Origin of the sequence: Pseudomonas sp. NC02, from assembly GCF_002874965.1 — a bacterium.
Lineage (GTDB): Bacteria > Pseudomonadota > Gammaproteobacteria > Pseudomonadales > Pseudomonadaceae > Aquipseudomonas.
Genome location: NZ_CP025624.1, coordinates 3,711,173 through 3,730,498 on the forward strand (window position 1 = coordinate 3,711,173; position 19,326 = coordinate 3,730,498).

General features: G+C 60.5%; 18 protein-coding genes. 10 read left to right on the forward strand and 8 right to left on the reverse strand.

Annotated elements, in window-relative coordinates; genetic code table 11:
• Positions 1–56: 56 nt before the first annotated feature.
• From C0058_RS17570 to C0058_RS17580, 3 genes are read left to right on the forward strand one after another with little or no spacing between them, the layout of a single operon-like run.
• Complete coding sequence (locus C0058_RS17570) at positions 57–1,169, forward strand: HlyD family secretion protein (RefSeq protein WP_102369198.1); 1,113 nt, start codon at positions 57–59, stop codon at positions 1,167–1,169.
• Positions 1,162–2,742 carry a DHA2 family efflux MFS transporter permease subunit gene (locus C0058_RS17575; protein ID WP_003215162.1) on the forward strand — a complete coding sequence of 527 codons (1,581 nt, stop codon included), beginning with the start codon at positions 1,162–1,164 and terminating at the stop codon, positions 2,740–2,742. Before C0058_RS17570 ends, C0058_RS17575 begins: the two co-directional genes overlap by 8 nt.
• Positions 2,739–4,160 (forward strand): efflux transporter outer membrane subunit, encoded by a 1,422-nt coding sequence (locus C0058_RS17580; protein WP_102369199.1) that lies wholly within the window; start codon positions 2,739–2,741, stop codon positions 4,158–4,160. The genes C0058_RS17575 and C0058_RS17580 overlap by 4 nt, the downstream gene beginning before the upstream one ends.
• Before the next feature lie 155 nt (positions 4,161–4,315).
• On the opposite strand, the gene C0058_RS17585 is transcribed toward C0058_RS17580, so the two are convergent.
• The 3 genes from C0058_RS17585 to C0058_RS17595 form a co-directional block, all read right to left on the reverse strand.
• Entirely contained in the window at positions 4,316–6,511 is a 2,196-nt protein-coding gene (locus C0058_RS17585; protein ID WP_102369200.1) for an OsmC domain/YcaO domain-containing protein, read from the reverse strand.
• A gap of 101 nt (positions 6,512–6,612) precedes the next feature.
• Positions 6,613–7,407 (reverse strand): alpha/beta fold hydrolase, encoded by a 795-nt coding sequence (locus tag C0058_RS17590; RefSeq protein ID WP_102369201.1) that lies wholly within the window; start codon positions 7,405–7,407, stop codon positions 6,613–6,615.
• 128 nt (positions 7,408–7,535) lie between these two features.
• A complete protein-coding gene (locus tag C0058_RS17595; RefSeq protein ID WP_102369202.1) occupies positions 7,536–8,420 on the reverse strand; it encodes a LysR family transcriptional regulator in 885 nt (294 codons plus the stop codon).
• A 112-nt stretch (positions 8,421–8,532) separates the two neighbouring features.
• Here C0058_RS17595 and argC point away from each other — a divergent pair, with 112 nt between their 5' ends.
• On the forward strand, positions 8,533–9,465 hold the full coding sequence (argC, locus tag C0058_RS17600; RefSeq protein ID WP_102369203.1) for an N-acetyl-gamma-glutamyl-phosphate reductase: 933 nt from the start codon (positions 8,533–8,535) through the stop codon (positions 9,463–9,465).
• On the opposite strand, the gene C0058_RS17605 is transcribed toward argC, so the two are convergent.
• On the reverse strand, positions 9,449–10,579 hold the full coding sequence (locus C0058_RS17605; RefSeq protein ID WP_102369204.1) for an epoxide hydrolase family protein: 1,131 nt from the start codon (positions 10,577–10,579) through the stop codon (positions 9,449–9,451). The genes argC and C0058_RS17605 overlap by 17 nt on opposite strands.
• A gap of 122 nt (positions 10,580–10,701) precedes the next feature.
• Between C0058_RS17605 and C0058_RS17610 the strand changes: the two genes are divergently transcribed.
• Complete coding sequence (locus C0058_RS17610) at positions 10,702–11,583, forward strand: LysR family transcriptional regulator (RefSeq protein WP_003215146.1); 882 nt, start codon at positions 10,702–10,704, stop codon at positions 11,581–11,583.
• Positions 11,584–11,599: 16 nt separating this feature from the next.
• Here the strand turns inward: C0058_RS17610 and C0058_RS17615 are convergent, their stop codons facing one another.
• Positions 11,600–11,968 carry a hypothetical protein gene (locus C0058_RS17615; protein ID WP_008436319.1) on the reverse strand — a complete coding sequence of 123 codons (369 nt, stop codon included), beginning with the start codon at positions 11,966–11,968 and terminating at the stop codon, positions 11,600–11,602.
• 121 nt (positions 11,969–12,089) lie between these two features.
• Between C0058_RS17615 and C0058_RS17620 the strand changes: the two genes are divergently transcribed.
• Positions 12,090–12,626: an ATPase AAA gene (locus C0058_RS17620; protein WP_008436317.1), complete on the forward strand. Its 537-nt coding sequence runs from the start codon at positions 12,090–12,092 to the stop codon at positions 12,624–12,626.
• 159 nt (positions 12,627–12,785) lie between these two features.
• On the opposite strand, the gene C0058_RS17625 is transcribed toward C0058_RS17620, so the two are convergent.
• Entirely contained in the window at positions 12,786–13,349 is a 564-nt protein-coding gene (locus tag C0058_RS17625) for a recombinase family protein (RefSeq protein WP_102369205.1), read from the reverse strand.
• A 315-nt stretch (positions 13,350–13,664) separates the two neighbouring features.
• Between C0058_RS17625 and C0058_RS17630 the strand changes: the two genes are divergently transcribed.
• Positions 13,665–14,732 carry a fatty acid desaturase gene (locus C0058_RS17630; RefSeq protein ID WP_087695041.1) on the forward strand — a complete coding sequence of 356 codons (1,068 nt, stop codon included), beginning with the start codon at positions 13,665–13,667 and terminating at the stop codon, positions 14,730–14,732.
• Between the two features lie 71 nt (positions 14,733–14,803).
• Entirely contained in the window at positions 14,804–15,949 is a 1,146-nt protein-coding gene (locus tag C0058_RS17635; RefSeq protein WP_008436310.1) for an EstA family serine hydrolase, read from the forward strand.
• Between the two features lie 175 nt (positions 15,950–16,124).
• Here the strand turns inward: C0058_RS17635 and C0058_RS17640 are convergent, their stop codons facing one another.
• Positions 16,125–16,691 carry a hypothetical protein gene (locus C0058_RS17640; protein ID WP_102369206.1) on the reverse strand — a complete coding sequence of 189 codons (567 nt, stop codon included), beginning with the start codon at positions 16,689–16,691 and terminating at the stop codon, positions 16,125–16,127.
• Between the two features lie 240 nt (positions 16,692–16,931).
• Here C0058_RS17640 and C0058_RS17645 point away from each other — a divergent pair, with 240 nt between their 5' ends.
• Positions 16,932–17,552: a LysE family translocator gene (locus C0058_RS17645; protein ID WP_008436300.1), complete on the forward strand. Its 621-nt coding sequence runs from the start codon at positions 16,932–16,934 to the stop codon at positions 17,550–17,552.
• Between the two features lie 70 nt (positions 17,553–17,622).
• Positions 17,623–18,786, forward strand: a complete 1,164-nt coding sequence (locus C0058_RS17650) for a GGDEF domain-containing protein (protein ID WP_008436297.1) — start codon at positions 17,623–17,625, stop codon at positions 18,784–18,786.
• 13 nt (positions 18,787–18,799) lie between these two features.
• Here C0058_RS17650 and C0058_RS17655 read toward each other — a convergent pair whose 3' ends face one another.
• Positions 18,800–19,279, reverse strand: coding sequence for a VOC family protein (locus C0058_RS17655; protein WP_087695027.1), 480 nt, complete (start codon positions 19,277–19,279; stop codon positions 18,800–18,802).
• Positions 19,280–19,326 lie beyond the last annotated feature (47 nt).

Sequence of the window (19,326 nt, forward strand, 5' to 3'; positions counted from 1 at the left end):
CAAAAATTCGCGAAAAAACGAATTTATTCCAACTGATATAAAACTGGAGTGACTTGATGTCCGCTGCACCTCCCTCTCCTCAGGTCATTCCTGAAACCACCGTCAACGGCCAACGTGGCAAAGCCCGACGGATTCTACTGTCACTCGCCGGCGTGGCGCTGTTGGCCGGGCTGGCGTGGGGCGCCTGGTGGTGGCTCACCGGGCGCTTTATCGAGACCACCGACGACGCCTATCTGCAAGCCGACAGTATCAGCGTGGCGCCGAAAATCAACGGCTACGTCGCCGAGGTGCTGGTGGCCGACAACCAGAACGTGAAGCGTGGCGACGTGCTGGTGCGCCTGGATGCGCGCAAATACCAGGCAGTCAGTGACGAAGCCTCGGCGACGATTGCGGCCCGCGAGGCCGACTTTGCCAAGGCCCAGGCCGACCTGGTCCAACAGGACTCGACCATCGCCGAAGCCCGCGCCCAACTGCAAGGCGCCCAGGCCGACGCCCAGCACGCGCAAACCGAAGTCGCACGTTATGCGCCGCTGGCGCGTTCCGGGGCCGAGCCGGAAGAACGCCTGGCGCAGCTCAACAACCAGCTCGCCCAGGCCCGCAGCACCGTGGCCGCCAAGCAGGCCGCGTTGCGCTCCAGCCAGACCCGCTACGGCACCCTCGAAGCCCAGCTCAAGCAAGCCCAGGCGCAACTCGGCGTGGCCAAGGCCAGCGAAGCCCAGAGCCAGCTGGACGTGGACGACGCGGTGATTCGCAGCCCGCTCGATGGCCGCGTCGCTGATCGCGGTGTACGCGTCGGCCAATACGTGCAGCCGGGCACACGCTTGTTGACCGTGGTGCCGGTGAGCGCGATCTACCTGACCGCCAACTACAAGGAAACCCAGATCGGCGAGATGCGCGCCGGGCAGGCCGTCACCGTGCATGTGGACGCACTGCCAGGCCATGATATTCAGGGCCATATCGACAGCCTGTCCCCAGGCACCGGCGCACAGTTCGCGTTGCTGCCGCCGTCCAACGCCACCGGCAACTTCACCAAGATCGTGCAGCGGGTGCCGGTGCGGATTTCCCTGGATGTACCGGATAACGACGTGCGCCAGGCACTGGTGCCCGGCTTGTCCGCCACCGTGGAAGTCGACACCCGCACCCACAAGGCAGACGCCAACCATGGCTGAAGCCATCTTGACGGAAGTGCCCGCGGACAAACCGCGCAACGCTTCGCTGACCGACTGGATCGCAGTCGCCGCCGGCTCGCTGGGCGCCTTGCTGGCGACCCTGGACATCTCGATCACCAACTCGGCGCTGCCGCAGATCCAGGGCCAGATCGGCGCGACCGGTACCGAAGGCACGTGGATCGCCACCGGTTACCTGATGTCGGAAATCGTCATGATTCCCCTCGCCGCCTGGCTGACCCGGGTATTCGGCCTGCGCCGGTTCCTGATCGGCACCGCGTTGATGTTCACGTTTTTCTCGATGTTCTGCGGGCTCTCCTCAAGCCTCGGCGCGATGATCGCCGGGCGTATCGGCCAGGGTTTTGCCGGCGGCGCGATGATCCCGACCGCGCAGACCATCGTGCGCACCCGCCTGCCTGCCCATCAGTTGGCAATCGGCACCACGATGTTCGGCATGACGGTGATCCTCGGTCCGCTGCTGGGCCCGGTGATTGGCGGATGGCTCACGGAAAATATCAACTGGCGCTGGTGCTTCTTCATCAACCTGCCCGTCAGCATCACCTTGATCACCTTGCTGATCACCGGCCTGCCCAGCGACCGCATGAACCTCCAGCAATTCATCAAGGCCGACTGGCTGGGCATCATTGGCCTGGCCATGGGCCTGAGTTCGCTCACCGTGGTGCTGGAAGAAGGCCAGCGCGAACACTGGTTCGACTCGCAGTTGATCATCTGGTTGAGCATCACGATGGTGATCGGCTTCTTCCTGATTGCCGTCGGGCAAGTCCGCTCGAGTACGCCGATCCTGCGCCTGCAACTGGTGCTCAACCGCAGCTTTGGCAGCGTGCTGCTGATCGCCACGGCGGTCGGCGCCGGGCTGTATGGCACGGCGTACCTGGTGCCGCAGTTCCTCGGCATCCTGTCGGGCTATAACGCGCAACAGTCGGGTTCGATCATGTTGCTGTCGGGGATTCCGGCGTTCCTGCTGATGCCGATCCTGCCGCGAATGCTTGGCCGCCTGGACCTGCGGATGATGGTCGGCGTGGGTTTGTTGATGTACTGGGCCAGCTGCTTTCTCGACACCCAGCTCACCGCCCAGAGCGTCGGCCATGATTTCTACTGGTCGCAGATCCTGCGGGGCTTCGGGCAGATCCTGGTGATGATGCCCCTCAGCCAACTGTCGATGCGCTCGGTGGAAACCCGCGATGCGGGTGACGCGGCCGGGCTCTACAACATGTCACGCAACCTCGGCGGCACCTTGGGGCTGGCGCTGCTCGGCGTACTGATGGACCGGCGCAGCCACTTCCACGACGACATGTTGCGCGAAGGCATCCAGGCCAACACCCAGTTGACCCAGGATCAAATGGCGAGCGATACCGCCAGCTACCTGGCGCAAACCGGCGACCCGTCCACCGCCTCGCTGCAGGCCCTCAGTCATCTGGCCAACGACATCGCCCAACAAGCGGCGGTGATGGCCTACAACGACGCGTTCTACGTGCTGGGACTCGCCATGCTGGCGTGCCTTCCCCTGATCTTCATCCTGAAAAAGCGCGCGGCGCAGGCAGGCCAACGAACATGATTTATCGCTCACTTCCCTTGCTCTTCACCGTCGGCCTGCTGACGGCGTGTACCGTGGGGCCGGACTACCAGGGCGCGCCGGATGCCGCGCCAAAGACCCTCGCGGCCGGGCGCTTGCCCCACGCCGACATAGGCCTGCCGCGCACACCCGCGGTCGCCCAGTGGTGGCAAGCCCTGGGCGATCCGCAGCTCAACCAATTGGTGGCCCAGGCCCTGCAAAACAGTCCGGACATGGCGACCGCCCAGGCGCGCCTCAAGCAATCGCGAGCCAGCCTGAGTGGCGCCAACGCCAACGCCCTGCCCAAGATCACCGGCGATGCAGCGATGCTGAAGCTGCGCTCCCCCGACACCTCGGCGCTGGGTGGCAGCAGTGGCGGTGGTCGCGGGCCATTGAGCCTTTACCTCGCCGGCTTTGATGCCAGCTGGGAGGCCGACCTGTTCGGCGGCACCCGGCGTGCAATCGAGGCGGCCCAGGCGGAAAACGACGCCTCGCAGGCGCAACTGGCCGATGCCCAGGTGCAACTGGCAGCCGAGGTGGTGCAGACCTATGCCGACGTGCGTGACCAGCAGGCGCGACTGGCGCTGGTGGACGCCAGTGTCGAGATTGAGGAACAGGCGCTGGACCTGACCCAGCAGCGACGCAGCCGTGGCGTGGCCTCGCAGTTACAGCTGGAGCAGGTCCTGACACAGGCCGAAAACACCCGGGCCCAACGCCTGCCGCTGCAAGCGTCAATCGTCGAGGCGATTGACCAGTTGAACCTGCTCTGCGGCCTGGAACCGGGCGAGTTGGACGCGAGCCTCAACACTCCCCGCGCCCTGCCCGCTATCCCTAGCCAGGTGCCATTTGCCGACCCGGCGGCGATCCTGAAAGCACGCCCGGATATCCGGGTGGCCGAGCGCCAACTGGCTTCCAGCAACGCGCAGATCGGCGAGAAAACCGCCGACTGGTTTCCCAAGCTCAGCCTGATGGGCGACTTGTCGTTCTCGGCGGCCGATCCCGGGCACCTGGCGCGCAAGGACAGCGGCACCTGGCTGCTGTTGCCGCGGCTGACCTGGAACGCATTGGATTTCGGCCGGGTGGCGGCCAGTGTCAAAGGTGCGGAAGCCGGGCGCGACGAGGCCCTGGCCCATTACAAAAGCGTGGTGTTGAGTGCGTTGCGTGATGCGGATGTGGCCCTGGCGCGGTATGGCAACCAGCGGCAGAACGTGGTGCTGCTGCGTAACGTGGAATCTTCGGCAGTACGGGCCGCGGACCTGACGCGCCAGCGTTATAAGGCAGGTACGGCGAGCACGCTGGATTGGCTGGACGCGGAACGTACGCGGTACCAGGCGCAGGAAAGCCGGATTTCCGGGGATGCGCTGTTGCTCAAGGACTTTGCGTCATTGCACAAGGCGCTGGGGTTGGGATGGACGTTGTGACAAATAACCCGAGTGACCACTGACCTGTGGCGAGGGGGCTTGTCCCCCGTTGGGCTGCGCAGCGGCCCCAAAAAAGAGGGACTGCTACGCAGTCCAACGGGGGACAAGCCCCCTCGCCACAACAAGCCCTCTCACCACAGGTACGGTGTCAGCTTTTAATTGGCCGTATTGGCCCGCGCCGCGTGCAGCTTCTTGTAGCTGTCGATCAACCGCAGGTGCCGGTCCAGCCCTTCCAGCTTCATGCTCGTCGGCGTCAAACCATAGAACCGCACACTGCCATTCACCGACCCAATCGCCGCGTCCATCCGCTCGTTGCCAAACATCCGGCGGAAATTCACTTCGTAGTCCGCCAGTTCCAGGTCTTCGTCCAGCTCCATCTCCAGCACCGCATTCACAGCCTGATAGAACAAGCCGCGCTCGACGGTGTTGTCGTTGTACTGCTGGAACATCTCCACCAGTTCCTTGGCTTCTTCAAACTGCTGCAGGGCCAGATAAATCAGCAGCTTCAATTCCAGGATGGTCAGTTGACCCCACGCCGTATTGTCATCGAACTCGATGCCGATCAAGGTGGTGATGTCGGTGTAGTCGTCCAGTTCGCTTTCCACCAGGCGCTCAACCAACCCCTTCAATTCCGCTTCGTCGAGACGATGCAGGTTCAGGATGTCCTCGCGAAAAAACAGCGCCTTGTTGGTGTTGTCCCAGATCAGGTCGTCGATTGGGTAGATCTCCGAATAGTCCGGCACCAGGATGCGGCAGGCGGTCGCGCCGATGTGCTCGTACACCGCCATGTAGACTTCCTTACCCATGCCTTCGAGGATGCCGAACAACGTGGAGGCTTCCTCGGCATTGGAGTTTTCACCCTGGCCGGAGAAGTCCCATTCGACGAACTCGTAATCCGACTTCGAGCTGAAGAAGCGCCACGACACCACACCGCTGGAGTCGATGAAGTGCTCGACAAAGTTGTTCGGTTCGGTCACCGCATGGCCTTCAAACGTCGGCTGCGGCAGATCGTTCAGGCCTTCAAAGCTGCGGCCTTGCAGCAGTTCGGTGAGGCTGCGCTCCAACGCCACTTCCAGGCTGGGGTGCGCGCCGAACGAGGCGAATACGCCGCCGGTGCGTGGGTTCATCAACGTCACGCACATCACCGGGAATTCACCGCCCAGGGACGCATCCTTCACCAGTACCGGAAAGCCCTGGGCTTCCAGGCCCTGGATACCGGCCAGGATACCGGGGAATTTCGCCAGCACTTCCTGCGGTACATCCGGCAGCGCGAATTCACCTTCGATGATTTCGCGTTTTACCGCGCGTTCGAAGATTTCCGACAGGCACTGCACTTGCGCTTCGGCCAGGGTGTTACCGGCACTCATGCCGTTGCTGAGGTACAGGTTCTCGATCAGGTTGGACGGGAAATACACCACCTCGCCATCGGACTGGCGCACGAACGGCAGCGAAACAATGCCGCGCTCTTCGTTGCCGGAGTTGGTGTCGTAGAGGTGTGAGCCGCGCAGCTCGCCGTCACGGTTGTAGATGTGCAGGCAATGCGCGTCGAGTATCTCCGGTGGCAGTTCGTCCTTGCGGCCCGGCTTGAACCAGCGCTCGTCCGGGTAATGCACAAACGCCGCATTGGCGATGTCTTCACCCCAGAACTGGTCGTTGTAGAAGAAGTTGCAGTTCAGCCGCTCGATAAACTCGCCCAATGCCGACGCCAATGCGCCTTCCTTGGTCGCGCCCTTGCCGTTGGTAAAGCACATCGGCGAGTGCGCGTCGCGGATATGCAGCGACCATACGTTGGGCACGATATTGCGCCACGAAGCGATCTCGATCTTCATGCCCAGGCCCGCGAGAATGGCCGACATGTTGGCGATGGTTGTTTCCAGCGGCAGGTCCTTGCCCGCGATGTAGGTGCCCGCGTCGGACGCCGCGCTCGGCATCAGCAATGCCTGGGCATCGGCATCCAGGTTTTCCACTTCCTCGATGACAAACTCCGGCCCGGCCTGCACGACTTTTTTCACGGTGCAGCGGTCGATGGAACGCAGGATGCCCTGGCGGTCTTTATCGGAGATGTCCGCCGGCAATTCGACCTGGATCTTGAAGATCTGGTTGTAGCGGTTTTCCGGGTCGACAATGTTGTTCTGGGACAGGCGAATATTGTCGGTAGGGATGTTGCGGGTTTCGCAGTACAACTTCACAAAGTAAGCCGCACACAACGCCGACGACGCCAGGAAGTAATCGAACGGACCGGGGGCCGAGCCATCGCCCTTGTAGCGAATAGGCTGGTCGGCCACCACGGTGAAGTCGTCGAACTTGGCTTCAAGTCGAAGGTTGTCGAGAAAATTGACCTTGATTTCCATGCGGGATTACCAGAATAGCGAGCAAAATATGGCCGCCATTATCCGGGTTTCGAGGCGTAAGTCTTGTGCTTTCGGGCCTGGCCGATCGTTGGCGATGGGTATCAGCCGTGTTGAAAGTCCGCAATCTGCTGCCACATCGCGATCGGGTTGGAGTACATCGGGAAGTGCCCGCACCGGGCAATCGGCGCCAACCGCACGCCTTGCGCCTGGATATGCGCCAGGTACGACAAATGGGCATTCTGCTCGCCGTACATGAACATGCGCGGGCATTCCAGGCCGAGGAACTTGCCCATCAAGTCGGCGTTATCCGACAGTTCGACCATCGACTGGAAGATCCCCCGCACGGCCCCGGCACGCACCTTGTGCCGCAGGCTCGCCGAATACAGCGCGCTGGCGTAGGCCGGTGCCTGCCGGGTGCGCTCGATAAAGGCGCTGAAAAACGCCTCGGGATCGTCCGCCGGGTAGTCGACGATCTGCCGGCTGAGAAAGCAGTCTTCCGGGGCGATATTGCCTTCGATATCGACAAAGCTCAGCACCCGGCCCGGGAACTGGTGCGCCAACATCAGCGCGGTAAGCCCGCCCATGGAGTGGCCTACCAGATGGAAGCGCTCGATGTTGAAATGCTCGAGCACCTGCAAGGCGGTTTGCAGCAGGAACGGGATGGAGATCTTCGACAGGTCATCGCAATGGCTCTCACCGCAACCCGGGGCGTCATAAGCCAAAAATGGATGACCGTCGAAGGCAGGTTGCTGGACGATGTCGGCGTAATCTTCCTTGGTCGAGCCAAAGCCATGCAGGAACACGATTGGCGCCAGGGTACCCGCGCGGTGGATCGCGGCGATGTTCAACGGCACATCGGCGACGACGATGGGGAGTTGTGTGTGGGTGAATGGCATGGTGAAGACTCCCTGAAAAACCGATTGGCGGCTCAAAAGCCGTTAATTTCAACGGTATTCAGGTTTCTGTAAATTCCTGATTCGGGAAGGTATTCATAGGCTGATCGTATGAGTCGTTCCATAACGCCCTACCCCGCACTCAATCCCCACAACACGTCCAACACATGTTGCGTAGGCCGCTCAACCTCCCCGGCGCGATGGGCGATCCCCAGTTGCCGCCACAGCAACGGTTGCAACGGCCGCATCGCAATCCGGGTGTCGTGCAAGGGCGTGGACGCTTCATGGGGCAACAACGTGGCCCCGTAACCGGCGGCCACCAGGCTTTTGATTGCGTCGTTGTAATTCAGCTGAATACGCGCCGTCGGCTGGTAGCCGTCATTGGCAAACCACTCCGAGGTCAGGCGCGAAAGCCGGGTGGTGTTGTCATTCAGGATTAACGGCTGGGCAGCCAGCCAGGCGGGTGTTACCACCTCGGGGCATTCCTGGCGCGCCGGCAAAAACGCCATGACCGGGTCGCGCCGCCAGGGCTCGATCCGCAAGCCCTTCACCGGTGCCTGGGGCAGCGCCACCAGGCCGATCTCCAGGGCGCCCTCGGCCAGCTTCTTCAATGTGTCCTGCGACGTGAGCACTGCCACCTGCACATCAATGGCGGGATGATGTTGGCTCAAGGTTTCCAGGGCTTGCGGCAGCAACTGTGCGATGGCTCCGGTTGAGGCTCCCAGGCGCACCCGCCCCGCCAGCCCCTGCACCTGTCGCTCCACGTCTTCAAGCGCCTGCTCGGCATCCGCCAACAAGCGGCGCGCGCGCTCCACCAGGGTTTCGCCAATCGCTGAAGGCTGCACCCGCCCACGGGTACGCGATAGCAGCTTGCCGCCCACTCGCGCCTCCAGGTCGGCGATGTGCAGGCTGACGGTGGGTGGCGCCAGGTTAAGCATGCGGGCGGCCTCGGCGAACGAACCGAGGTCGGCAATCGCCACCAACGTACGCAGGCGGTCCAGGCTGATTTCGCGCATGGGTCAATCCTCATTCATAAAAACTGAACTTCATCGTTTGGAAATTCAACTTTTCCTATCCTAGCGGCTGGCCGAAGATTGGAACACCTGATTTCCTATCCGAGTGCATCCCATGGCAAATCCTCTTGTATTCATCGACGGCGACCAAGGCACCACCGGGCTACAGATCCATCAACGCCTGCGCGACCGCACCGATCTGCAACTGATCACCCTCAGCCCTGAACACCGCAAGGACCCGCAGCAGCGCGCCGAGATGATCAACGCCTGCGATATCGCGATTCTCTGCCTGCCCGACGACGCCGCACGGGACGCCGTCGCCAGCATCCACAATCCGGCCGTGCGGGTGATCGACGCGAGTTCGGCACACCGCACTCATCCCGACTGGACCTACGGTTTCGCCGAGATGAACCCGCAACAGGCGCAACGCATTGCCACGGCGCAGCGGGTGAGCAATCCCGGTTGCTATCCCACCGGCGCGATTGGTTTGTTGCGCCCGTTGCTTGAGGCCGGGCTGCTGCCCGGGGACTACCCGACGACCATTCATGCCGTCTCGGGCTATTCCGGCAAGGGCCGCGCCGGGGTGCAGGAGCATGAGGGCGCCGACGCCTCACAGGCGCCCGCGTTCCTGGTGTATGGGCTGGGGCTGGCACACAAGCATGTGCCGGAGATTCAGCAGCAAAGCGGGCTGACGGAAAGGCCGACCTTTGTGCCGGCCTACGGGGCTTTTCGCCAGGGGATCGTATTGACCATCCCCCTGCAACTTCGGTTATTGGCGCCGGGTGTGAATGGCTCGCGGTTGCATGACTGTTTGACTCAGCACTACCGCGATACGAATCACGTCCAGGTGCTGTCGATGCAGGCCGCCAAGGAGCTGACCTACCTTGACCCTCAAGCGCTGAACGGCACGGACGATGTGCGCCTGATCGTGTGTGAAAACCACGAGACGGGCCAGGTCCTGCTGGCGGCGATATTCGACAACCTCGGCAAGGGCGCCGCAGGTGCCGCCGTGCAGAACCTGGATTTGATGATCAAGCCGAGACCGTAGCGATAAAGGCGCGCAGGTCCGCCAGCATCAACGCCGGCTGCTCCCAGGCCGCGAAGTGACCACCGGCGGGCATCTCGCTCCAGTGCACGATGTTGAAGGTCTTTTCGGCAAATGAGCGCGGCGGCGGCACGAACACCGGATCACGAAAGGCGGCAAATCCGGTCGGCACCTGGATGCGGGTGCCGACCGGGAATTTTGACGATCCCTCAAGACGCTTGCCGTGATACATCCACGTCGCGGTGACCATGGAAGATGGCGCGAGATACAACATGATGTTGGTCAGCAGTTGCTCCTCGGTAAAGGTGCCCCAGAGATCCGGGCTGCCATCGGCGGTAGTGGGCAGATCGGCCCATGTGCCGATTTTTTCGAGGATCCATCCCGCGGCCCCCACCGGGCTGTCGGCCAGCGCGACACCCAGGGTCTGCGGGCGGGTTTCCTGCTGGTGGTTGTAGCCGGTTTCCCAGTCGATCAGCACGTCACGCCGGGCGATGAAAGCCTCCTCCTCCGGCGTGGTCGCAACGGTGCCCTGGGCCAGCAGGTCGGCCATGTTCAGGTGAATCCCAAGTAACGCCTCGGGCCGATCGTGGGCCATCCAACCGGCGATGCCCGAACCCCAGTCACCGCCCTGAACGATGAAGCGGGTTGGCCCGAACAGCCGGGCCATCAGCCCGTGCATGAGTTCGGCTGCCCGACGTGGGCCAATCACTCCGGTGATCGGACTGGAGAATGCAAACCCCGGAAGCGACGGCACGATCACATCGTGTCCGTCAGCCGCCAGCGGTTCCAGCAGCGCCTCGAACTCCAGGTACGAACCTGGCCAGCCATGGAGCAGCAGGATCGGCGGCCTGGAACCGTCGCCCCGCACATGGAGAAAATGCAGGTGCTCGCCCTCAATCTCGGTGATGAAGTTGGGCAGTTGGTTGAGGTGTTTTTCGACCCGGCGCCAATCATAGGATTCCAGCCAGTAAGCGACCAGGCGCTGAAGGTCGCGCACGCCTACGCCCGACTTCCACCCTCCCAAATCGGGAAGCTGGGTCCAATCGTAGGCGGCGACTTTGTCGCGGAAGGCCACAAGACGTTCGTCGGGGATATTGATGGTGTAGGGCAAGATCATGGGATTCTCCTGGTGAGTTTCCGTATTACATTGCTTTACGCAATACTGACCCCGACAAAAACCGATGTGAACCCCATTACGTCGCTCAAGGCCTTTGCGAAAAACGCACAAGTGAGTTTCCCGTGGACATAACGGACGAACTGGAAATCTTTACCCTCGTGGCCGAGACCGCGAGTTTCTCGGCGGCCGCGCGTCGCTTGAACCTTGCGCCCTCCTCCATCGCGCGGGTGCTGGACCGCATGGAGGCCCGGCTGGGCGTACGCCTGTTGTTGCGAACCACGCGCTCACTGACCGTGACCCCGGAGGGCGCCGCCTATCTGTCGTGCGCCCGGCGGATCCTCACGGACCTGCGGGAAACCGAACAGCAGATTACCGACCAGAGTTCACCCCGCGGGCGCCTGCGTGTCAGCAGTTCGCTGCTGTATGGCAGGACCTTCGTGATCCCGTTGTTGGGCGAGTTCATTCAGCGTTACCCGGACATCCTGGTGGACATCAACCTGACCGACACCGTGGTCGACATCGCCGCCGGGCAAGCCGACGTCGCAGTGCGATTGGGCCCGCTGCCCGACAGCAGCCTGACGTCCCGCCGGCTGGGCGCCACCCACAAGGTCATCATTGCTGCGCCGAGCTATCTGGCACGACGCGGCACGCCGCAGGTGCCGGAAGACCTGCTGGATCACGACTGCATCGGTTTCAACTTCAAGCGTGCGGCGCCCACCTGGCCGTTTCGCAAGGATGGCCACGACTATTCACTGACGATCAAGGGCCATGTCGAAACCAATAACGGTGACACCCAGGGCCAATTGGCGGCCGAGGGCATCGGCATCGCGCGGGTCTGCGCCGAGACCGTGGCGGACGCCATTCAGGCGGGTCGGCTGGTGCCGCTGCTGGAGGCATTCAATCCCGGCGATGGCGAAGAGATCCATGCCGTGTTCCTCGGCGGTACCCACACGCCGGCGCGGGTCCGGTGTTTTGTCGACTACCTGGTTGAGCGGTTCCAGTAGGCGCGAAATTGCATGATTACTCGGCAACGAGTTCGACGTAGCTCGACTCCCCGCCTCCCGTCGCGCCCGACAACCAGCCCCAGACGAAGGCCAGGGTGGTACGCCCGGCGTCATCCACGCCTAGCGTGCCCCGGGACCAGCCGGCAAGAATCTCGCCCTCGGTGGTCAGGCACTGGTACAGCAACTCGATGGTATCGGGGCCTGTGGCGCGCCCGACTTGATTGCCCATGCGAATCCGGCCGCCCTGGTAGGTGCCCCATATGGCGTTTTCATCGACGTGGTAATGAAACACGGTGCCTGTACCGGACACACCATGGGTGTTGCCCGCGACGATAAACCGGCGGTTGTCCAGGCGTTCGCTGATTTGGCAAAAGGCATTTGGCATTGACAGGCGCTTCCTTGGTCGAGAGGGTTCATTCCGGGGCGCCCAACCTACCTCATATGGCTTTTGTCGGTCATGTAAAACCTGCACAATTGTGGGCTTTCCCGCGACAGGACGTCCCTTCATGCAACGCATCGTGATTCTCGGTAATGCGGGCAGCGGAAAATCCACCCTCGCCCGCGCCCTCGGACAACGCCTGGGCCTGCCCGTGGTGCACCTGGACACCCTGTTCTGGTCGCCCGGCTGGGTCGAGCCCGACGCCGAGCAGTTCCGTACCCGCGTGCGCGACGCCGTTGCCGCCGATGGCTGGGTGTGTGAAGGCAACTATGCGCGGCGCACGTTCGACCTGCGCCTGCCCCGTGCCGATTTGATCATCTGGCTCGACACGCCACGGCTCACCTGCTTTACCCGGGTGATCCTGCGCAGTGCGCTGAACCGCCCGCGCCCGGATATTCCCGCCGGCTGTACCGAGAAACTCGACCGGGAGTTCCTGACATTCCTGAAGTACGTGTGGACGTTTGATCGCGGCCACCGGCCAGGTATCGAGGCGGTGCGGTTGGCGGCAGGCCCGTCGGTGCCCGTGGTGCACTTGCGCGGTGGCCAGCAGATCGCCGAGTTTCTCGAGCGCTTGCCCGCAGCATCTGAAGGCTGCCTTGAATAGAGGGAGCAGGAGCGTTGGCCGCGATAGTGGGTCGTCTTGCCAGTGAAGAAATCATTGATGGCAAGACTTCCACCGCCCTCGGGCCATGCCGTCCTGACAGGTTTTTTCAACTGTAGGATCTTGTTGGCAGCCGCTCCCTCGTGCGACCTGAAGAAGCCCCTATCTGGACCTCAGGTACCGATAGAGCGTCTGCCGACTGATTTCAAAATCACGCGCCAATTTGGATCTACTTTCTCCTGCAGTGGCCCGGTCAATCAAGTTTACAACCTGATTGTCAGACAGCTTTTTCTTGCGACCTCTATAAGTCCCACGATTCTTTGCACTGGCAATTCCCGCCGCCTGTCTTTCCCTCATCGCAGCGCGCTCGAACTCTGCAATCAGCTCCATTACCGCAATGATCGACTCCACGACTTCAAGACAGTCATGCCGGAAAACCAGGTTTTCGTTCAAACACTCCAGCGTGACCTGCTTTTCAATCAACCGGCGAATGATGGCGCACAGCTGCTCCGTGCTTGAAGTCAGCGCTGCCATGCTGTCCACCACCACGGTATCCCCGCACTGCAGGTAGCGGAGTAGCCTTTCCAGGCCTGCAGGATTCGCGGCATTTTCTGCCGGCTCATCGCAAAACACGGCATCAAATACATCGTCGCTTGTTATTTTCTCTGCGCCACCCTCGGGCTCTTTTAGAGCGCGCCGGACATATTTGATGCGATGCAATCTCATGGTGCCTCCTTGGCAATACTTGTACAGCGTCATTTTATACTTGTACAAACTGTAACTAAATCATCAATTCCTTACACCGCACTTGTAACACTGAACCCACCCAAAATACACAGTTGCAAAGAGTTGAACTTCCCTTATCATTTTGAAGCATGGAATTCTAACAAGCTTTTCGCAAAAAAGTCGATTTCGTATTCCTTGAATGCCCCGTGCAATTCAAGCAACCCATATGAGTATCTACTGTTTTACAGCTCAAATAATTGACATGACCGGCTTGACGCGGCTGTTAATTTCTCGATGCAATCAGAGGATGAATGGATGAAAGTCTTGGAAGGCGCCATCGAAATTGATCGCCCAACTACCGATCAGGAAAAGATTGATAAGGTAACCCGCAGTATTACCGATCATGGGAACTACCTGCGAAAGCGTTATCCGATCCTGCAGCACCAGGATGCTCTGGGCGCGAGTGTCATGGCGTTTTCCCTGATAGGGATGGTCATTACGGGAGGGCTCTATCTAAAGGGTTTTATCCCCGCATGGATGTGTATTCTGGTCAATGCGCTGCTGACTTCGTTCATTCATGAAATCGAACATGACCTGATTCATCGCCTTTATTTTAGAAAACAGCCGCTGGCCCATAATGCCATGATGCTCTTCTGCTGGCTGGCACGCCCGGGTATGCCCAGCCCGTGGCTAAGACGCAGTCTGCACTTTCATCACCATAAGGAGTCCGGAACTGATTCTGATGTTGAAGCCTGGATCACCACGAGCGGCAGTCCTTGGGGAATACTGCGATTACTGAAACTGGTGGACGGATTTGTATTTGGTTTTCTAAATGCGGTGTTTGCCCCTGGATGGCGGCAAAAGGTAAAATTGTTAGGCAAGATCATTCGGCTCAATACACCATTCGGGCTTCTGTATTGGGGGTGCTGGTATGTGTTCCTCGGCTACCACCTGTATGTCTGGCTTGGGTCAGTTACCGGGATGGAGGTTCACAGTTCAGCTACGACGCTGGAATTAATGGATATCGTCAATAGCGCAGTGGTTATTCTTATAGCGCCCAATATGATACGGCAGTTCTGCCTGTTCTTTATAAGTTCAAATATGCACTATTACGGCGATGTTGCCCCGCGTAACGCATTACAACAAACCCAGGTGATGAACCCTTGGTGGCTGTGGCCGTTCCAGTTGTTCTGTTTTAACTTTGGCAGCACTCACAGCATCCATCACTTCGTGGTGAGAGACCCGTTTTATCTGCGTCAGATGACGGCACCTTATGCTCATAAAGTCATGGCCCAGGCCGGTGTCAGGTTCAATGACTTCGGCACCTACAAACGAGCCAATCGCTTTTCCATGGAGCACTCCCAAACTCGGTCTCGTGGGTGAATTCCTCCACAACCATTATCCGTGTTCGGCAAGTATCAAGGGCCGCACTTCAAATACGAGGACGTTGAGGTATGAAAGCGCAAGGGATATGTGCGAAGCAGTTTGAAGCGGTCAAGCAGGCCTTCGAGGACATGTTCGATGATCCGCAGGAACGTGGGGCCGGCCTGTGCGTGCAGGTAGGCGCAGAGATCGTTGTCGACCTGTGGGCCGGCATGGCAGACCAGGCGGGCACGAAACCCTGGACCCGCGATACGCTGGCCAATACCTTCTGCGTAATAAAACCCTATGTCGCGGTGGCCGTCCTGATGTTGGTTGAGGCGGGCAAGCTGGAGCTGGATGCACCCGTGGCCCGTTACTGGCCCGAGTTCGCCCGGAGCGGGAAAGCAAAGGTCACCCTGCGCCAGGTGATGAACCATACCGCAGGCCTGCCGGCGCTGCGGGGGCCCGACCATAACCCCATGATGTATGACTGGGAGCACATGCTGCGACTGCTGGAGGCCGAGCCGCTGTGGTGGGAACCGGGAACAGACCTGGGCTACGGCACCACCACGTTTGGCTGGATCCTCGGCGAGTTGATTCGCCGGGTGGACGGACGAGATCCCTGTGTGTTTATCCACGAAGAGATTCTCGATCCCCATGAGTTGGACGTGCACCTTGGCGTGAACGAAGAACACTTTCATCGTATCGCGCGTTTCGACAGTGCCACGGGACGAGTCGGTGACCCTTACTCGCAGGCGTTGCGAACCGTGGTGAAAAACGAGCCGTCGCATATCGCGACGCTCGCCTTCACCAACCCCGGAATGGTGCCCAGACGAACCAGTGACCCTCGCTGGTGGGCCTACCGGCAACCCGCCGTGTGTGGACACGGTTCGGCTCACGGCCTGGCCGGTTTCTACAGTGCATTGATGGCAGGAAACTTTATCGGTCCCGAGCTGCTTACTGAATTCAGCCGTGAGCACAGTCATGGCATGGATCGAGTATGGATGCGCCCCATGCGTTATGGATTGGGTTGCATGCTGGAGCAGCAACGCGACCCGACGGCTTCCCATGCAATGGGCCCGAACACCTTTGGCCATATCGGGCTTGGTGGCCCGATCAGTTTCGCTGATCCCGAAAAACAAGTGAGCTTCGGTTTTGTCACCACGACTTCGGGCAGCCATTCGATGATTGATCCACGCCCCCGCCGACTTTCATCCCTTGTCTATGCGGCGCTTTGAAGGCAAGGGGCGGATCTGTTCATCTGAGGCTTTCAAGGGGGCGCAATACTGCCGAATGCAACGCAGCAAGTTTGTGGCAAGACACAAGTGGCTGATGGCAAACCGAAACATTCCCCTCCCGGCCAACAATGAGTCATTGGCTTATGAACGAAGGCTGGTACAACGACGACATGATTTATTTATAAATAAATTCATACGCCTCGATATAAGAACCTATCTCGTTTGAATGAGCAGTCACCCACACTGCATTCATGCCTGTCTTTCTTTGATCGTTGAATTCCGACTGAGTGGTACAAAGCGCAACCCAGCGCTCAGTCTTTAAATCCTTAATCCGCAGACCCGCCTCACATCGACTGAACTTTCCAACGTAGGGCCCCGGAGTCACCAGCTCGTAAGGTGACGCATACTGAACAATGTCGCCGGGCAACAGGTACGTAACGACGTCATAACTGTGCAAGGACAAAATCAGACCCACGCAAAAACCACCAAAAAAAGATTCTCCAACACGGTTCGGGTTTCTTACAGCCGGACGATAGTAGGTGGCCCTTGCAGCAAAAAAGAGTCCAACCAGACAACCAATGACTATATAGGTCGTCCACTCGGGAATCGATGGCATTAAAACCGTTCGCATTACAATGCGACCGGCCCAGAGCGTATAAGCAATCCATGCTCCAAATAACAGACACACCACCAACAACAAGGTTCTTTTCTTTGATTTGTTTTCAAATGAAGGATATTCCATTCCCTGCCTACTCTATTTTTAATTCCCGGGAAAAGCGCTTCGTGCTTCACGCCAACTTCCTTTACCCGATTGGCATGCCGGGCATATTAACGAATGAGCGTCATGGTGACCGATCTATTTACCCACGACTCACAGACACGGCCAGAGCGCCATCGGTTCTACCCATTAGCGCAAATTGTTCAACCGCCTCACATCCCTTATCCTCGTGGCCTTACCTGCCAGCGCCCGCCGGAGCCCCCCATGGACCTCGCCACCCTCACCCTCTTCCTCCCGGCCTGCTTCGCCCTGAACATGGCGCCAGGCCCGAACAACCTGCTGTCCGTGAGCAACTCCACCCGCTACGGCTACCGCACTTCGTGCCTGGCAGGCGTCGGGCGACTGCTGGCCTTTGCCGGGATGATCGCCCTCGCGTCCGCCGGGCTGGCGGTGGTGCTGCAAACCTCGGAGTTGTTGTTCTACGGGATCAAGATCCTGGGGGCGGCGTATCTATTTTATCTGGCGTATCAACTGTGGCGGTCCAATCCGCACGCGGAGGCTGAGTCGACGGCGCCCAAGGCGGGCTTGTGGGCCTTGGCGCGACAGGAGTTCCTGGTGGCCGCCGGCAATCCCAAGGCAATCCTGATTTTTACCGCCTTCCTGCCGCAATTCGTCGACCCGGCACATCCGATCACGCCGCAATTTGCCCTGCTGGGAGCGATGTTCCTGGCGCTGGAATGGTTCGCCATCAGCGCCTACGCCTATATGGGTTTGCATATGCGCCGCTGGTTCGCGCAGCCTCGGGGCAAGCGGATTTTCAACCGCTGCTGTGCGGGGTTGTTGTCGGCCGCCGCGACGGTATTGCTGATGGCGCGCAGGGCCTGAGCACTGCGAAAAACCGGCGAAAACGCTTACAATCGCCGTCTCACCGCAACTCAGGCAGGCCAGTTCGCCCATGGCGCTCGACCCCATCACCATACTGGTCCTCACCATCGCACTGGCAGGCGCCGCCGCGCTGTACCTGGCCGTCGAGTGGCGCAATGTCCGCGAGCCATCGCTGCTGTACTGGACTGCCGGTTTCGCCATCATCAGCGTGGGCAGCACCCTGGCGCTGTTGCGGGCCAGCGGCCTGCTGTTGATCGGCATCTGGTTCGCCAACGGATTGCTGATCACCGCCCACTGGCTGTTCCTGCTGGGCGTTGCGCGTTTCACCCAGGTGCGCCTGTCTCGCGCCTGGTACCTGATGTTCGTGGCCTGGTTTGCGATGCTGCTGTTGCCGGAAGGACAGTCGTGGTCCAGGGCCATGCTGCTGGCCAACTCGCTGCTGGTTGCCCTGCCGACCCTGCGGGCCAGTTTCCTGTTGCGCCCCCATGGCCGATCACTCAGCGTGGGCGCGGTGCAACTGCGCTATGTGCTGCTGGCCCACGGGCTGTTCTATCTGGCCAAGTCGCTGGTGGCGATCGTGCCGGGGACACTGATCGACCTGACGGCGTTTCGTGGCGAGATCATTCAGGTGTCGCTGGTGGAAGGCGCCATGGCGATCATGCTAATTGCATTGTCGATGACCGGCACCGAGCGCTACCGCCGTGAGGAACAGATTGCACGGTTGGCCGCCCGCGACCCGTTGACCGCGCTGTACAACCGCCGCGCTCTTGAAATGCGCGCGCCGAGCCTGCTGAGCGAGGTGTCGCAGGCCCGGCCAGGTGCCCTGCTGTTGATCGACATCGACAATTTCAAGCTGATCAACGACCTGTACGGCCATACCGCGGGCGACCGGCTGCTGGTGGCCCTGAGCGAGATGATTCGCGCGCAGTTGCCCGATGATTCGCTGGCGGCGCGGTTGGGTGGCGACGAGTTCGTGATCCTGCTTAATGACACCTCGAACGCGCGCATTGTCGCGCTGGGCAGCGCCCTGCGCGAACAGTTTCATCAGGCTGCCTCGCAGGCCTTCGCCACGCCCGAAGCGGTGACATTGAGCATCGGCGCCAGCCTGTTCGACACGCCCCCCGCCAGCCTCGCGGCCTTGATCGAACAAGGCGACGCGGCGCTGTATGAATCCAAGCGCGGTGGACGCAACCGTATTCGTCTGGTGGACCGGACGGCGGTGGGCGCCGATTGACTCAATCGGTGCATCAACCTTTGAGCGCCGCCTCAATCCCCGCAATATCAATCCTGGTCATCCCCATCATCGCGTCAAACGCCCGCTTGGCCGCTGCCGGGTCGGGGTGGGTGATCGCCGCGCTCAGTACACGCGGGGTAATCTGCCATCTCACCCCCCATTTATCCTGGCACCAGCCGCAGACGTTTTCCTGGCCGCCATGGCTGACAATCGCGTGCCACAAGCGGTCGGTTTCCGCCTGGTCGTCGGTGGCCACCTGGAACGAAAACGCCTCGTTGTGCTGCACGCCGGAGCCTCCGTTCAGCCCCAGGCAAGGAATACCCATGACGGTGAATTCCACGGTCAACACATCGCCCTGTTTGCCCGCCGGATAATCCCCGGGGGCGTGATGGACCGCGGTCACTGCGCTGTCCGGGAAGGTCCTGGCGTAGAAGTTGGCAGCGTCCAGTGCACTGCCGTCGTACCAAAGGCACACCGTGTTTTTGCTGAGCATGAGTGTTCTCCAGCGTGGAGGTTCGGACTTGCAGTGTAGTACCGCTA

Coding starts and splice junctions, on each gene's coding strand:
- C0058_RS17570 (WP_102369198.1), top strand. CDS start 57: ATGTCCGCTGCACCTCCCTCTCCTCAGGTCATTCCTGAAACCACCGTC.
- C0058_RS17585 (WP_102369200.1), bottom strand. CDS start 6,511: ATGGAAATCAAGGTCAATTTTCTCGACAACCTTCGACTTGAAGCCAAG.
- C0058_RS17640 (WP_102369206.1), bottom strand. CDS start 16,691: ATGGAATATCCTTCATTTGAAAACAAATCAAAGAAAAGAACCTTGTTG.
- C0058_RS17615 (WP_008436319.1), bottom strand. CDS start 11,968: ATGCCAAATGCCTTTTGCCAAATCAGCGAACGCCTGGACAACCGCCGG.
- C0058_RS17625 (WP_102369205.1), bottom strand. CDS start 13,349: ATGAGATTGCATCGCATCAAATATGTCCGGCGCGCTCTAAAAGAGCCC.
- C0058_RS17630 (WP_087695041.1), top strand. CDS start 13,665: ATGAAAGTCTTGGAAGGCGCCATCGAAATTGATCGCCCAACTACCGAT.
- C0058_RS17605 (WP_102369204.1), bottom strand. CDS start 10,579: ATGATCTTGCCCTACACCATCAATATCCCCGACGAACGTCTTGTGGCC.
- C0058_RS17645 (WP_008436300.1), top strand. CDS start 16,932: ATGGACCTCGCCACCCTCACCCTCTTCCTCCCGGCCTGCTTCGCCCTG.
- C0058_RS17620 (WP_008436317.1), top strand. CDS start 12,090: ATGCAACGCATCGTGATTCTCGGTAATGCGGGCAGCGGAAAATCCACC.
- C0058_RS17650 (WP_008436297.1), top strand. CDS start 17,623: ATGGCGCTCGACCCCATCACCATACTGGTCCTCACCATCGCACTGGCA.
- C0058_RS17595 (WP_102369202.1), bottom strand. CDS start 8,420: ATGCGCGAAATCAGCCTGGACCGCCTGCGTACGTTGGTGGCGATTGCC.
- C0058_RS17580 (WP_102369199.1), top strand. CDS start 2,739: ATGATTTATCGCTCACTTCCCTTGCTCTTCACCGTCGGCCTGCTGACG.
- C0058_RS17590 (WP_102369201.1), bottom strand. CDS start 7,407: ATGCCATTCACCCACACACAACTCCCCATCGTCGTCGCCGATGTGCCG.
- C0058_RS17635 (WP_008436310.1), top strand. CDS start 14,804: ATGAAAGCGCAAGGGATATGTGCGAAGCAGTTTGAAGCGGTCAAGCAG.
- argC (WP_102369203.1), top strand. CDS start 8,533: ATGGCAAATCCTCTTGTATTCATCGACGGCGACCAAGGCACCACCGGG.
- C0058_RS17575 (WP_003215162.1), top strand. CDS start 1,162: ATGGCTGAAGCCATCTTGACGGAAGTGCCCGCGGACAAACCGCGCAAC.
- C0058_RS17655 (WP_087695027.1), bottom strand. CDS start 19,279: ATGCTCAGCAAAAACACGGTGTGCCTTTGGTACGACGGCAGTGCACTG.